At 60.0% G+C, this 13,661-nt stretch carries 14 protein-coding genes; 5 read left to right on the top strand and 9 right to left on the bottom strand.

Annotated elements, in window-relative coordinates; all coding sequences use genetic code 11:
- Window positions 1-81 precede the first annotated feature (81 nt).
- Both HGP31_RS06610 and HGP31_RS06605 read left to right on the top strand, forming a co-directional pair.
- The gene (locus tag HGP31_RS06610; RefSeq protein ID WP_020797024.1) at window positions 82-1,026 is read left to right on the top strand and encodes an alpha/beta hydrolase; all 945 of its coding nucleotides are present in this window, start codon (window positions 82-84) and stop codon (window positions 1,024-1,026) included.
- 41 nt (window positions 1,027-1,067) lie between these two features.
- Window positions 1,068-1,538, top strand: coding sequence for a MaoC family dehydratase (locus HGP31_RS06605; RefSeq protein WP_008056792.1), 471 nt, complete (start codon window positions 1,068-1,070; stop codon window positions 1,536-1,538).
- Window positions 1,539-1,657: 119 nt separating this feature from the next.
- On the opposite strand, the gene HGP31_RS06600 is transcribed toward HGP31_RS06605, so the two are convergent.
- The 4 genes from HGP31_RS06600 to HGP31_RS06585 all read right to left on the bottom strand — a co-directional run bounded on the left by HGP31_RS06600 (window position 1,658) and on the right by HGP31_RS06585 (window position 5,341).
- Window positions 1,658-2,521: an efflux RND transporter periplasmic adaptor subunit gene (locus HGP31_RS06600; protein ID WP_168757346.1), complete on the bottom strand. Its 864-nt coding sequence runs from the start codon at window positions 2,519-2,521 to the stop codon at window positions 1,658-1,660.
- A 10-nt stretch (window positions 2,522-2,531) separates the two neighbouring features.
- Window positions 2,532-2,738, bottom strand: coding sequence for a DUF1656 domain-containing protein (locus tag HGP31_RS06595; RefSeq protein WP_020797026.1), 207 nt, complete (start codon window positions 2,736-2,738; stop codon window positions 2,532-2,534).
- Window positions 2,725-4,713 carry an FUSC family protein gene (locus HGP31_RS06590; protein WP_168757345.1) on the bottom strand — a complete coding sequence of 663 codons (1,989 nt, stop codon included), beginning with the start codon at window positions 4,711-4,713 and terminating at the stop codon, window positions 2,725-2,727. The genes HGP31_RS06595 and HGP31_RS06590 overlap by 14 nt, the downstream gene beginning before the upstream one ends.
- 160 nt (window positions 4,714-4,873) lie before the next feature.
- The gene (locus tag HGP31_RS06585; protein WP_020797028.1) at window positions 4,874-5,341 is read right to left on the bottom strand and encodes a ferritin-like domain-containing protein; all 468 of its coding nucleotides are present in this window, start codon (window positions 5,339-5,341) and stop codon (window positions 4,874-4,876) included.
- 204 nt (window positions 5,342-5,545) lie between these two features.
- Here HGP31_RS06585 and HGP31_RS06580 point away from each other — a divergent pair, with 204 nt between their 5' ends.
- Both HGP31_RS06580 and HGP31_RS06575 read left to right on the top strand, forming a co-directional pair.
- Window positions 5,546-5,782 carry a DUF3820 family protein gene (locus HGP31_RS06580; RefSeq protein ID WP_008056784.1) on the top strand — a complete coding sequence of 79 codons (237 nt, stop codon included), beginning with the start codon at window positions 5,546-5,548 and terminating at the stop codon, window positions 5,780-5,782.
- Between the two features lie 24 nt (window positions 5,783-5,806).
- Window positions 5,807-6,988 carry an aminotransferase class V-fold PLP-dependent enzyme gene (locus tag HGP31_RS06575; protein ID WP_168757344.1) on the top strand — a complete coding sequence of 394 codons (1,182 nt, stop codon included), beginning with the start codon at window positions 5,807-5,809 and terminating at the stop codon, window positions 6,986-6,988.
- Between the two features lie 209 nt (window positions 6,989-7,197).
- Here the strand turns inward: HGP31_RS06575 and HGP31_RS06570 are convergent, their stop codons facing one another.
- The 3 genes from HGP31_RS06570 to zwf are packed head-to-tail and all read right to left on the bottom strand — an operon-like array spanning window position 7,198 to window position 10,050.
- A complete protein-coding gene (locus tag HGP31_RS06570; RefSeq protein WP_020797030.1) occupies window positions 7,198-7,863 on the bottom strand; it encodes a bifunctional 4-hydroxy-2-oxoglutarate aldolase/2-dehydro-3-deoxy-phosphogluconate aldolase in 666 nt (221 codons plus the stop codon).
- 17 nt (window positions 7,864-7,880) lie between these two features.
- Complete coding sequence (gene pgl / locus HGP31_RS06565; RefSeq protein WP_020797031.1) at window positions 7,881-8,594, bottom strand: 6-phosphogluconolactonase; 714 nt, start codon at window positions 8,592-8,594, stop codon at window positions 7,881-7,883.
- Entirely contained in the window at window positions 8,581-10,050 is a 1,470-nt protein-coding gene (gene zwf, locus HGP31_RS06560; protein ID WP_020797032.1) for a glucose-6-phosphate dehydrogenase, read from the bottom strand. The genes pgl and zwf overlap by 14 nt, the downstream gene beginning before the upstream one ends.
- 228 nt (window positions 10,051-10,278) lie before the next feature.
- On the opposite strand from zwf, the gene HGP31_RS06555 reads away from it, so the two are divergent.
- Entirely contained in the window at window positions 10,279-11,139 is an 861-nt protein-coding gene (locus HGP31_RS06555) for a MurR/RpiR family transcriptional regulator (protein ID WP_173667176.1), read from the top strand.
- Between the two features lie 145 nt (window positions 11,140-11,284).
- On the opposite strand, the gene HGP31_RS06550 is transcribed toward HGP31_RS06555, so the two are convergent.
- The gene (locus tag HGP31_RS06550) at window positions 11,285-12,139 is read right to left on the bottom strand and encodes a D-hexose-6-phosphate mutarotase (RefSeq protein ID WP_168757343.1); all 855 of its coding nucleotides are present in this window, start codon (window positions 12,137-12,139) and stop codon (window positions 11,285-11,287) included.
- 113 nt (window positions 12,140-12,252) lie between these two features.
- Window positions 12,253-13,599, bottom strand: a complete 1,347-nt coding sequence (locus tag HGP31_RS06545; RefSeq protein ID WP_020797035.1) for a carbohydrate porin — start codon at window positions 13,597-13,599, stop codon at window positions 12,253-12,255.
- Window positions 13,600-13,661 lie beyond the last annotated feature (62 nt).

Here is a 13,661-nt window from a genome sequence, read left to right as displayed (position 1 = left end):
CCGTGGCGTGGGCTGATGCCAGCGGCTTTATGCGCTATACAATGCAACCACCTCGCGCACCCTGCATGGAAAGGAATCGCCATGATCCACGACACGTTCTGGCTGACCACCAGTGACCGCAACCGCCTCTTCGCCAACCAGTGGCTACCTGCTGGCGAGCTCAAGGCCGTGATTTTGCTGGCTCACGGCATGGCAGAACACAGCGGCCGCTACGCGCGCCTGGCGGAAAAATTCTGCGAGCAGGGTTACGGTGTCTACGCGCCGGACCTGCGCGGACATGGCAAAACTGCCGAAAACGGGACGCTCGGCCATTTCGCCGACAGTGACGGCTGGGCCAAAGTGGTGGGTGACCTGGCGTGCCTCAACCAGCACATCGGCCAGCAACACCCCGGGGTGCCTATCGTGCTGCTTGGGCACAGCATGGGCAGCTACATCGCCCAGGCCTATCTGTTGCATCACAGTGCCAGCCTGCACGGGGCCATTCTCAGCGGTTCGAACTTCCAGCCGGTGGCGCTTTATCGTGCAGCCCGGCAAATCGCCCGTGTCGAACGCCTGCGCCAGGGCCCCAAGGGCCGCAGCGCCCTGATCGAATGGCTGTCGTTTGGCTCGTTCAACAAAAAATTCAAACCGGCGCGCACCCGCTTCGACTGGCTCAGCCGTGACCCGGTGGAAGTCGACCTGTACGCCAACGATCCGCTGTGCGGCTTTCGTTGTACCAACCAGCTTTGGATCGACTTGCTCGGCGGGTTGCAGCAAATCAGCAAAGCGTCCAATCTCGCCCAGATCGATCCGGGCCTGCCGCTGCTGGTGATTGGCGGCGAATGTGATCCGGTGAGTGAGGGCAAGCGTCTGAAGGATCTGGCCAACGCGCTGCGCAAGGCTGGCAGCCAGAACTTGCAACTGACCGTTTACCCGCAGGCGCGGCACGAACTGTTCAATGACATCAACCGTGATGAAGTGACGAGCGACGTGTTGGCCTGGATCAACCAGGCGTTGAGCAGTCCACGACCACACCGAACCGAATAGTTTTTTGTGAATTTTTTAATTCGTCACAGGAATCGAGAGACATGACCCAGGTTACCAACACCCCTTACGAAGACCTCGAAGTCGGCCAGACCGCCAGCTTCAGCAAAACCGTTGAAGAGCGCGATATCCAGCTGTTCGCCGCGATGTCCGGCGACCACAACCCGGTGCACCTGGACGCCGAATACGCCGCCAGTACCATGTTCAAGGAGCGAATCGCCCACGGCATGTTCAGCGGTGCACTGATCAGTGCCGCGGTGGCCTGCGAGCTGCCTGGGCCGGGCACTATCTACATCGGCCAGCAGATGAGCTTTCAGAAGCCGGTGAAGATTGGCGACACCCTGACGGTGCGCCTGGAAATCCTCGAGAAACTGCCGAAGTTTCGCGTGCGCATTGCCACTCGCGTGTTCAACCAGCGCGATGAGCTGGTGGTGGACGGCGAGGCGCAGATCCTCGCACCGCGCAAGCAACAGTCGGTGACCTTGACCGAGTTGCCGCCGATCAGCATTGGCTGACGTGTCGTTATGATCGTTCCCACGCTCCGCGTGGGAATGCCTCAACGGACGCTCCGCGTTCGGCTTTTTGGGACGCAGAGCGTCCCGGGCTGCATTCCCACGCGGAGCGTGGGGAACGATCAGTGTGAACCCTCCTGCACCTGCACGCTCGCCGTCATCCCCGCACTCAAGTTGAGCCCCTCAGGCACGTTCTCCAACTTGATGCGCACCGGTATCCGTTGCGCCAGCCGAACCCAGTTGAATGTCGGCTCCACCTCTGCCAACAACTGGCCATCCGGCGTGGTATTTCGGTCGGCAATCCCCCGACTGATGCTTTCCACCCGCCCCTGCAAGGCATCCCCGGCGCTCATCAACCAGACTTTCACCGGGTCGCCGACATGGATGCGCGGCAGTTTGGTTTCTTCGAAATACGCCTGCACATAAAAGGTCGAGTCATCGATAAGGGCCATCACCGATTGCCCGGCATTCACATAGTTGCCTTGGGCCAGGCGCAGATTGGTGATGTGCCCGTTGCGCGGGGCGTGGACCTGGCTTCGGTCCAGATTGATTTGCGCAGCCTTGGCTTCGGCCTGGGCTTCGCGCAGTTCGCCACGGGCGATGCCGGCGTTGATCTGCGCGTTTTCCCGCAGCTCCGCACTGATCGCCTGCGGCCCAAGACTGGCGCGCCGGCTGGCTTCGCGCTCGCGTAGATTGAGTTGTTGCTGGCGGGTCTGCACCACGGCTTCAGCCTTTTCCAACGCGGCTTCGAAACGGTCGCGGTCAATGCTCAGCAACAGGTCGCCGGCCTTGACCTGCTGGTTGTCGTAGGCCTTGAGCTCGCGCACCCAACCTGACACATCCGGGGAAATCACCACCACGTCGGCACGGATGCGCGCGTCGCGGGTCCAGGGTGTCAGCATGTAGTACTGCCACAAATGAAAGCCGGCAAAAATTGCCACCGCCACCAGGCACAGGGTGACCGCGACACGTACGGAAGTACGCATATTCAACTCCTTACAAGGGTCCGAGGACGACGGTGATCACGGTCAATACGCAGACGTACAAGGCGCAATCAAATAACGCTTCATGCCATATCCAGCGGCTCACCGGCGTCAGGCGCAACAGCAGGCGCAAGGCGCCGGTCACCAGCAGCGCCAACACCACATAAATCAGGAACGGGCTGAGCAGCACGCCGCCCACTGACCACTCACGCAAGCCCATCAATGTCCTCCTGCTGGCGGCACCAGGCGCGCCAGCTGTTTTGCAATTGCAGCACCGCACCCTGGGCCAGTTTCACCGCATCGCCGGGTGGCAAGGCGTACAAGGTTTGCAGCAACGCTGCACTCGGTTCGGCCAATGCCTCGGCGCGACTGCCAGCGGGACCTTGGCGCAGGACATTTTCCAGGTCATCGAGATAACGCCGTTGCGGCTCTGTGACCGGCACCTGCGCCACCGCCAGGCTCAAGCGCAGGTGCAACAATTCATCGCCGATGTCCAGGCCGAGCAAGCCATCGTCCCAACGACTGCGCGCTGGCTCCGGCAGTTCCGGATAGTGCCGCGCCAATTGCAGCAAGCGGTCGGCCATGCGCCCACCGAACCAGCTTTCAGCGCCCGCCAGGTTACGCCGTGTCAGGCGTACCAGATCGTCCAGGGTTGCCGCCAGCAGGCGTCGGCCATGCCAGGCCGGGTTGCGCAGGATCAGCAAGTGAAACGCCAGCACCGCCGCACCGACACCAATCACCATGGCCTGCACGCTGTTGAAGAACGTTGCGACGTCGAACTGCATCTGGTTCAACGGGGCGACCAATACGATGAAATGCAGGCAAAACGAGGTGGCAGTAGCGCCGATCTGCGCCTTGGCCATGCCCAAGGCACCAAAAAACAGCGGTACACCCATGCCCAGGCAAAGCATCGCGAAACTGCTCCATTGCGGCAGTAGAATTTGCCCGACGATAAACGCCGCCGGAATAGCCAGAAAAATGCCGCGCATGAAACTCATGCCGATCTGCGCACCGTTCTCGCGACTGGCAAACAGGCTGCAGACCACACAGGTCAATACCAGTGCACCGGCTGCGGCGGGCCAGGCGGTCGCCAGCCAAAAGCACGACACCACCAGGAAGGCCAGTGCGCTGCGGGCGCCGAAGACCAGGGCCAGAGACAGATCGCGATGTGGTGTCAGGGTTCTCGGTGGGTCGAGTGATTGGCCGCCCTGCTCCACCACTTTCAACGCTGCGTTTGCCGCCATGGCGGTATCTATCAACAAGGTGAAACGGACCAGGCAGTAACTCTGCGCAGAACTGATGCCCGGATCATGGGAAGCATCGAGCAAGCGCGGGCGCAATGCTTGCAGGGTCGCGGTATCGGCGTTGTTCAGCGCCTCCTGAACCTCGTTCATCCAGGGCAACAACAGCTCGGACTCTGGCGGCGCCAACTGCTTCCACTGCCTGCGCACCGAACGGGCAATACGCAGCAGCATCAACAGCTTCTGGCTCAAGCCGCTGATGGCCCGCGCACGTTGCCGACCACGGCTGCCTTCGAACCAGGCATGTTCGCGCTGGGCGTCCACCGCGACGATTCGTCCGAGGATTTCCAGCAGCCCCTTGCGCGCCTGGGCATCACCGGCCAGGGTCGCCTGCGCCGCATTGAAACCGCTTTGCCAGGCAGCCCGGGCCTGATCGGCTAATTGCCGTTCGACCCGCAGCGGCCAGAGCAAGGCACTGCTGGCCGTTGCGCAGATAATCCCCAGGCAGATTTCCGTACAGCGCGCCACCGCCTGATCGAACACCGTCAGCGGATGGTTGATAGCGGGCAAGGCAATGATCGCCACCGTGTAGCCGGCCAACACAAATGAATAGGACCAGGCGCTGCGCAACAGCGTTGAACTGGCGGTACACAGCCCTAGCCACAACGCCAGGGCCAGCAGGAACAACCAGGGCGTCTGGGCGAAGACACCCATGAACACGACTGACATTATTGTCCCGACCAGGGTCCCCAGCAGCCGCGCCAGGCCCTTTTGCAGCACCATACCGGACAACGGCTGGGCCACGATGAAGGCCGTCATCAACGCCCAGGCCGGTTGCTCAAGCCCCAAGCGCAACGCCAGCCACAACGCCACGCCCCCGCCGATCAAGGTCTTGATCGCGAATTGCACGGCGCGGCGGTCGGGCAGGAACAAGGCCTGCAAAGTGATAGGCACGGAATGGACTCTTGGGAGCACGATTTAACGAACGATAGTCGGCCTGAGCCGTGTAACTTGAAAACAAATTATTAGCTAGCTATCTATATCGCGTCCAGCAGTAAATCCATAACACAAAAAAACGCCAGACTGGCTGGCGTTTTTGACAGCTAACGGACGCTTACGAGCGTGCGCGAGCCTGGTTGCGCAGGGCTTTCACCTGATCGTGATTGCGTTGTACGCCATGGTACTGACGCTCTACGAGGTCGCGAATGCCCACCAGGTTGTGCTTGTTGATTTTTTCCATGGCGTCCCTGTAGGCCTTCAGTGCATGGTCTTCACCACGCTCGGCTTCATTGAGCACGGCCTCTTCGTCCTTGCCGGTGAACATCGACTTCACGTCGACCCAGCGACGGTGCAGATCACCGCTGACACTGGTGGAAGTTTCCGGATCGCCACCCATGGAGCGCACGGCGCTTTGCAGTTCTGCAGCCGCCGCGGCACAGTCGGCCGAACGTTGCACGAACAGGGTTTTGAGCTCAGGGTGCTTGATGTCTTCAGCGCAAGTCTTGAACCCTTCCTGACCGTCCTTGCTGGTTTCAATCAGGTCGTTGAGTACAGAAATCGCTTCTTTATTCATGTCGGTCATTTTTCAATTCCTTGCGGGTTGATGAAAGATGCAATAGGTATTGCACTGGTCATGCCAGCCTGGAACCGATCGTTAATTTGTTAATTTTCAATAAGTTAGAATAGAACAGAAAATCTGTACCCGTTTTATTTGCATGATCTGTCATTTGGCCTGCATGCAGAATGCCTGTATTTTCGAGACTGATTGATTCAAGGCGACCGATTGATGAACCCTGAAAAGCTCGAATTGCTGATTACTCGCCAAATGCCCTTTGGCAAATACAAGGGGCGAATCATCGCCGACCTGCCCGGCCCCTACCTCAACTGGTTCGCCCGGGAAGGTTTCCCCCATGGCGAACTGGGTGGCTTGCTGGCCCTGATGCAGGAAATCGATCACAACGGCTTGTCCGAGTTGCTCGAACCCTTGCGCGCCAAACATGGCAAACCCGCGCCCCGTCATTGAAATCGCCCACTCATCGAGTAATCCATGCCCGACAACACCCTCCGTGCCCGTGATGAAGCTTTCTGGCGAACCTTTGCCGACCGCTACGAAGTCCAACCTGGCCCGATCAATCTGGAAAACGGTTACTTCGGGCGAATGTCGCGCACGGTGGTCGAGGAATACCAACGCAACATCGAGCTGATCAACCGCAGCAACTCGGTTTATGTGCGCCAGCGTTTCGAACAAGGCGAGAGCCAGAAGATCAGTTCGCAGGTGGCCGGTTTGATTGGCGTTGCCGCAGAAAGCGTCGCCCTCACCCGCAATGCGACGGACGGGCTGCAAGCGTTGATCCGCAACTACAACCGCTTGCAGCCGGGCGACCAGGTTCTTTTCAGCGACCTCGAGTACGACACGGTCAAGGGCGCCATGCGCTGGCTGGCGCGCAATCGAGGCGTCGAAGTGATCGAGATCGAGCACCCGCATCCCGCCAGTTTCGACAGCCTGCTGAACACCTATCGCGAAGCCTTCACGCGTTACCCGCGACTCAAGCTGATGGCCCTGACCCACGGCACCCACCGCACCGGCCTGGTGATGCCCGTCCAGGCGATTGCAGCCGCCGCCAGGGAACATGGCATCGACGTGATTCTCGACGGCGCCCACGCGTTGGGCCAGTTCGAATTCGATCTCAATGAGCTGGGTATCGACTTCGCCGCCTACAACCTGCACAAGTGGATCGGAGCGCCTCTGACCCTGGGTTTCATCTTCATCGCCCCCGAGCGCCTGGCCGACATCGACCCCGACATGGGCGAGATGCACTTCCCGGTGACCGACATCCGCGCCCGCACGCCCTACAGCACACCGAACATTCCTGCCTTGCTGACCCTGCCGCTGGTCATCGAGGAACATCATGCGATGGGCGGTTCGACAGCCAAGGGGACGCGGCTGAACTATTTGCGCAACCTTTGGGTAAAGCCAGCACGCGAACTGTCGGGCATTGAAGTCATGACGCCGGATGACCCGAGGCTGTATTGCGGCATTACGTCGATGCGCTTTGTCGCGCATGCCGACCAACAGCCGATGGTCGAACGCTTGCTGCGCGACTACAACCTGTTCACCGTGGTTCGCAGCGGTGCGGCCTGTGGTCCGTGTATCCGCATCACGCCGGGACTGACCACCACCGCGGCTGACATGATGCTGTTGACCACGGCACTGACTGAACTGCGATAACGGACCATCTGTAGGAGCAAGGCTTGCCCGCGATGAGGGCATCCCATTCAACATTGATGTCGACTGACAGGACGCCATCGCGGGCAAGCCTTGCTCCTACAGAGAAACGCGCCGATACCAGGTTTTTTTTGCGGGCAAAAAAAAACGGTGCACCGACCAAGCGCACCGTAAAGCCGTAAAACACACAACTACGTGTCAGGTAAAGCTGATCAGTCCAGCAGCGCCAAGGCCTCGGCGGTGCATTCCTGAATGCGGGCCCAGTCGCCGTTCTTGATCCACTCCGGATCGAGCATCCAGCTGCCGCCCACGCACATGACGTTTTTCAGTGCCATGTAGCTCTTGATATTGGCAGGCCCCACGCCGCCGGTCGGGCAGAATTTCACTTCGCCGAACGGACCGCCCAGCGCCTTGATGGCGGCGACGCCACCACTGACTTCTGCCGGGAACAGTTTGAAGCGGCGATAGCCCAGGCCGTAGCCCTCCATGATGCCCGAGGCGTTGCTGATGCCCGGCAACAGCGGAATCGGGCTGGCAACGCTGGCTTCCAGCAAGTCACGGGTGATGCCTGGCGTGACAATGAATTGCGAACCGGCCGCTTCCGCCGCAGCCAGCATGTGCCGATCGAGTACGGTGCCGGCACCGGTTACCAGTTCCGGACGCTGCTCACGCAGGACCTGGATGGCCTTGAGGCCGAACTGCGAACGCAAGGTCACTTCCAGGGCGGTCAGGCCACCGGCTGCGAGGGCGTCGGCCAACGGCAGGATGTCCTGCTCGCGGGCAATGGTAATCACCGGCAGGATCCGCGCCTTGGCGCAGAGGCTGTCGATCAGGGCAACTTTATCCGCCATGGAAACGGTCGGGGATGGGTTTGTCATAGCGGCTGTTCCTTGGCTCATGGGCACCAGTAAATCTCTAACGTGGGTTGCAGAAAGGCGCGCACCGGCATTTCGGCGACATCGTCACCGGCCAGCGCGAAACTCAGGGTGGTCAACTTGGACTGACCGGAAATCGACAGAATCTTGTGTTTGGCCGAGGCCAACAGCGCACGGCTCATGGTCAGGCGTTGATGCGGCACGGTCGGTGCGAGCATCGGCCAGCATCGACGAATGCCATCCGCCTTCAAGGCTTCGTCCAGGTTCGGGCTGTTGGGGAACAGCGAGGCGGTGTGGCCGTCATCGCCCATGCCCAGCACCAGCACGTCGATCACCGGCAGTTCGGACAGCAAACGATCGGCCTGCTCGGCGGCCTGCTCCAGGTTGGCGCTGGCGCTGTACAGGCTCAGGAACTGCGCCTTGGCTGCGGGCCCCTGCAACAGGTATTTTTTCAGCAGGCCGGCATTGCTGTCGGCATGCTCGACCGGCACCCAACGCTCGTCGGCAAGGCTGACCACCACGTTCGACCAGTCCAGCGCCTGCTTGGCCAGGTGCTGGAAGAACGCCACCGGGCTGCGGCCACCGGAGACCACCAGGGTCGCCGTGCCTTGGGCCTCTATGGCATCGCTCAGTTGCTTGGCCACGTTCAGCGCCAGGCTTTCAGCCAATAGCACCGGGCTCTTGAACGCATGTGCGTGGACGCCCTTGGGCAGTTTCAAATCAGATATCGCCATACCACGACCTCCCGTCCCGCGTGATCAGAGCAATGGAACTCATCGGTCCCCAGGACCCGGCCGCGTACGGCTTGGGCGCATCACCGGATTTTTTCCACCCGGCGATCAACTGGTCACACCACTTCCACGCGGCTTCGATTTCATCTTTACGGACAAACAGGTTCTGATTGCCACGCATTACTTCCAGCAACAACCGCTCGTAGGCATCGGGGATCCGTGCGCTGCGCCAGGTGTCGGAAAAATTCAGCTGCAACGGACCGCTACGCAGCTGCATGCCCTTGTCCAGGCCTTGTTCCTTGGTCATCACACGCAAGGAAATGCCTTCGTCCGGTTGCAGGCGGATAATCAGCTTGTTGCTGATCTGCAGGCGCTGCTCGGGAGCGAAAATGTAGTGCGACGGTTCCTTGAAGTGGATGACGATCTGCGACAGCTTCTGCGGCATGCGCTTGCCAGTGCGCAGGTAAAACGGCACGCCGGCCCAGCGCCAGTTGCGAATATCGGCACGCAGGGCGACGAAGGTCTCGGTGTCGCTCTGGGTGTTGGAATTGGGTTCTTCCAGGTAGCCAGGCACCGGTTTGCCTTCGCTGTACCCGGCGATGTACTGGCCACGCACTACCTGGGTGGTCAGGCCTTCCGGGCTGATTGGCGCCAGCGCCTTGAGCACTTTGACTTTCTCGTCACGGATGCTGTCGGCGGACAGGTCGGCCGGCGGGTCCATGGCGATCAGGCAGAGCAGTTGCAGCAGGTGGTTCTGGATCATGTCGCGCAGCTGGCCGGCCTTGTCGAAGTAGCCCCAGCGGCCTTCGATGCCGACCTTCTCGGCCACGGTGATTTCCACGTGGGAGATGTAGTTCTGGTTCCACTGGGTCTCGAACAGGCTGTTGGCGAAACGCAGGGCGATCAGGTTCTGTACGGTTTCCTTGCCCAGGTAGTGGTCGATGCGATAAGTGCGGTTCTCCGGGAAGAACTGCGCCACGGCGTCATTGACCTTGCGCGAGGATTCCAGGTCCGAACCGATGGGCTTTTCCAGTACCACGCGGGTATTTTCAGCCAGGCCAACCTTGGCCAGGTTCTCGCAGATCGCGCCGTAGACCGCCGCTGGCGTGGCGAAATAGGCGATGACCCGTTGCGCACTGCCGGCCACTTCAGCCAGGGCGATGTAATCTTCAGGCTTGAGGAAGTCGACGTGCAGGTAGCTCAGGCGCGCAAGGAAACGCTCGACCACGGCTTCGTCCAGCTCCTTGGCACCGACGTAGCGGCGCAGCTCGGAGGTAATGAACGCCAGGTGCTCCTGCGCGCTACCCGGCTCGCGGGCCAGCGCGATGATGCGCGTGTCCTCGTGCAGGAGGCCTGCGCCATCGAGTTGATAAAGGGCAGGAAACAGCTTGCGCAAGGCCAGATCGCCCAAAGCGCCGAACAAGGCAAAGGTGCACGGTTCAACCGTAATCGAAGGCATGATGTTTGTTCTTTTATCAAGTTAAGCTACAAATACCTTTTTTCAAGGCATCACTCAAGGGAAAATGTAGTAATAACCACAACATTTTCGCAAAATACAGATTCCGAGTGGTGGTCGGTCGGAGCCATCAGTAGGATAGGCCACCGTTACGGGCCTCACCAAAGGCCCTTTTTGCATTAGCCGCGCGCTTATTGGCGCAGGTGAATCAAGGAAACTCATATGGACCGCGTGCGAAATTTACTGGAGCAGATCCAGAATCGCCTTGAAGAGCTGAACAAGGCCGAACGCAAAGTGGCCGAGGTGATCCTGCTCAATCCACAGCAGGCCACCCGATTCAGCATCGCCGCCCTCGCCCAGGCCGCCTCGGTCAGTGAACCGACGGTCAACCGATTCTGCCGTTCGTTCGGCGTCAGCGGTTACCCCGAGCTGAAGTTGCAGCTGGCCCAGAGCCTGGCAAGTGGCGCGGCCTACGTCAGCCGTGCGGTGGAGGCCGACGACAACCCCGAAGCCTATACGCAAAAGATCTTCGGTAGCGCCATCGCGTCCCTGGACAGTGCTTGCCAGGCACTGGACCCGAACCTGATCAGCCGCGCCGTCGACCTGTTGATCCAGGCCCGACAGATTCACTTCTTCGGCCTGGGCGCTTCAGCCCCTGTGGCACTGGATGCACAGCACAAGTTCTTCCGTTTCAACCTGGCTGTGACCGCCCATGCCGACGTGCTGATGCAGCGCATGATTGCTTCGGTTGCGCACACCGGCGAGTTGTTCGTGATCATTTCCTACACCGGCCGCACCCGCGAACTGGTGGAAGTGGCGCGCATCGCCCGGGAGAACGGCGCTTCGGTACTTGGCCTGACCGCCGAGAACTCGCCCCTGGCCAAGGCCAGTACCTTGAGCCTGAATATCCCGCTGCCGGAAGACACTGACATCTACATGCCGATGACTTCGCGGATCATTCAGTTGACGGTGCTCGATGTGCTCGCCACCGGCATGACCTTGCGCCGCGGGGTGGATTTCCAGCCGCATTTGCGCAAGATCAAGGAGAGCTTGAATGCCAGCCGGTATCCGGTGGGTGACGAGTTCAGCTGACGACAGCTTCATTGCCTGGCCCGGCCTCTTCGCGAGCAGGCTCGCTCCCACAGTGGACCTTTGTTCAACACAAATACTGTGTTCACTGAAGATCTACTGTGGGAGCGAGCCTGCTCGCGAAGGGGCCAGCCGCAACACCGCAAAATCATGCCCCAACCCGCGCCTGCAAACTCAAATGCGCCCGCTCCCCAGGCTTCAGGCACAGGCTGTCGGTGCCGCCGCTCGCCGCCTCTACGCAAACGAATTCAGATATCTCATTCCAACTCACCCCCAGCAACGGCCGCGAGCCCGGATGCCAGACCACCGTGTCGGCACTGGCACCCGTATCGATACATAACGCCCGCTGCCAGGCATGGTCGTTGAGCTGCAGTTCACCGTCATGCTGGAACACCCGCTGACAACCTCCATCGACGCGCAACTCGCCTTCCTGCTGGCAAACCTGGCGGTTCAACTGGTCATAACCCTGCACACCTTCCAGCCCAGACAGCGCTATCTCACTGACATCACCAATACGCCAGTAAGCGTGCAAAGCCTGACTCAATTGGCACGGCATGTCGTCCTGATGCTCAGTGCTCAGACGTAAATCCATGCGCTCACCGAGGTGCGCGTGCAGGTCCACCTGCCAGTCGCACAGCTCAAGCTGCCAATGCAGGCGCACGCCATCGTCATCGCTACTGCTGTCGATCAGTTTCCAGTCAAGCAACCGCGCCCAACCATGGGATGGCCAGGCGTTTTCGCTTGGATGCCGGCCATACCATGGCCAGCACACCGGCACGCCACCGCGAATGGCCCCGACCTGCGGCCACTTCGCCGCGCACCACAGCCAGGGCTTCTGGCCCTTGGGCTGAAAGTGCAGCAACTGCGCACCCTGACGACTGAACACCGCCTGACACAGCGGATGATCGATCACCAACACGTCGCGCTTCTGATAGCGCTCCCATGCGAACACCGGCCGTTCACGCAGGGATTTGAAGAAGCGTTGTAGCGGATGCTCAAGCATGTGCCACGGTCCTGAAAATCATCTGTTACCGGGGTGCGCGACCCGCAAAAAAAAGCGGACAGCCATAGCCGTCCGCAAAATGCGCACATGGAGAAGAGCTTATCGCAGTCGCGTTAGAACACCGACTGAATTTTCAGGCCGGCGACCAAAGCGTTATCAACTTCATCGACGCCACCTGGGTGAGTGATGTATTGCAGGTTCGGACGCACGGTCAGCCAGTTGGTCACGTGGAAGCCGTAGTTGAGCTCGTAGTTGTATTCGGTGTCACGCAGCGGTGAGAACAGTGGATCGTTGTAGTCGCTGACGCCATTGGAGGCGTTGACCAGTTCAGCGTTCTTCTTCACGTCATCGTTGACATGGATACGGGCGAAACCGATGCCCAGGTCATCTTTGGGACGCGCATCGAACGGCCCCTTGTACACAAACATCAGCGACTGGTAGTTGTCGACGATGTTGGTGTCCTTGTCGTGGAAAGTGGCGTTGGCGGCAATGTTCAGACCGCGGGTCGAGTCACCGTTATGGCTGGTGAGTTGCTGTTGTGCAACGAACCAGTAGCCGTGCTTGCTGCTGTGGCTGCGATAGGCGTTGCCGCTGGTTGCCGCGTTATTGCCGTTGTCGTCTTCAAGAACGTCATCGGCGCTGGCCGTGCTCTTGTAGTAACCGACACGGTATTCGCCCGGCAGGTTGCCAGGGTTAGGCAACCACACCAGCTCGACCGGCAGGACGGTGCCCTCGGTCCCACTGCCGCTGAGCTTGAAGCCATTGCCGTGTTCCAGTTGCGACGGGTTCTGGTTGTAGGCGCCGATCTGCGCATAGAACTCAGGCGAGATGTTCCACTTCAGGCGGATAGCGGCCTGGCTGACCGGCCAGTTGTACCAGATGTTGGTGGCCCAGTTACCCACCTGGGAGCCGCAGAACGCCAGGTTCTGGAATTCGCACGGGAAGGAGTTGAAGTCTTCACCCTCACCGAAGTAACCGGCCTTGATGTCGAGTTTATTGTCGAGGAACTGGTGCTTGATCCACAGTTGGGTCAGCCGGACCATATGCCCACGACCGTAGACTTCCTGCGAGGAACTCAAGGTGCCGGCACGCGGGTCGCCGATACGGTCATTGGAGATGTTTTCACCGTTACGGTTGGTGAGCTGGATCTTGGCCTGGGTGTTATCCCAGCCGAACAGTTTCTCCAGGTCCAGCGCCGCGCCCAGGCCAAACTGGTCACTGTAGCGTGCAGTCTTGTCATCGTTGAACCCGCCGTGGAGGTTGCCGCCCACTTCACCGACGTAGTCCATCTTGATGTCGATGCCCTGCTCGATCAGCCTGGTCCGCTCGCCCCCCCAATCGCCGGTCATCCATTCGGAATCGGCGCTGAACGCTTCAGCCGCGTGAACGCTGCCGGCCAGCATCATGGCTGCAACGGCCGATAACTGGCAGATAAGCTGAGCGCTGTTGTTCTTCTTCATCCCTACTTCCTCGTCTTATTGTTATTAACTTTTGTTTTTCTAACGCGGTTCCATCGGTTGTG

Origin of the sequence: Pseudomonas umsongensis, assembly GCF_012647205.1 — a bacterium.
In the GTDB taxonomy this organism is placed as follows: Bacteria; Pseudomonadota; Gammaproteobacteria; order Pseudomonadales; family Pseudomonadaceae; genus Aquipseudomonas; species Aquipseudomonas umsongensis.
The sequence above is the reverse complement of the archived record's forward strand: the minus strand, read 5'-3'. Positions and strand labels throughout refer to the sequence as shown.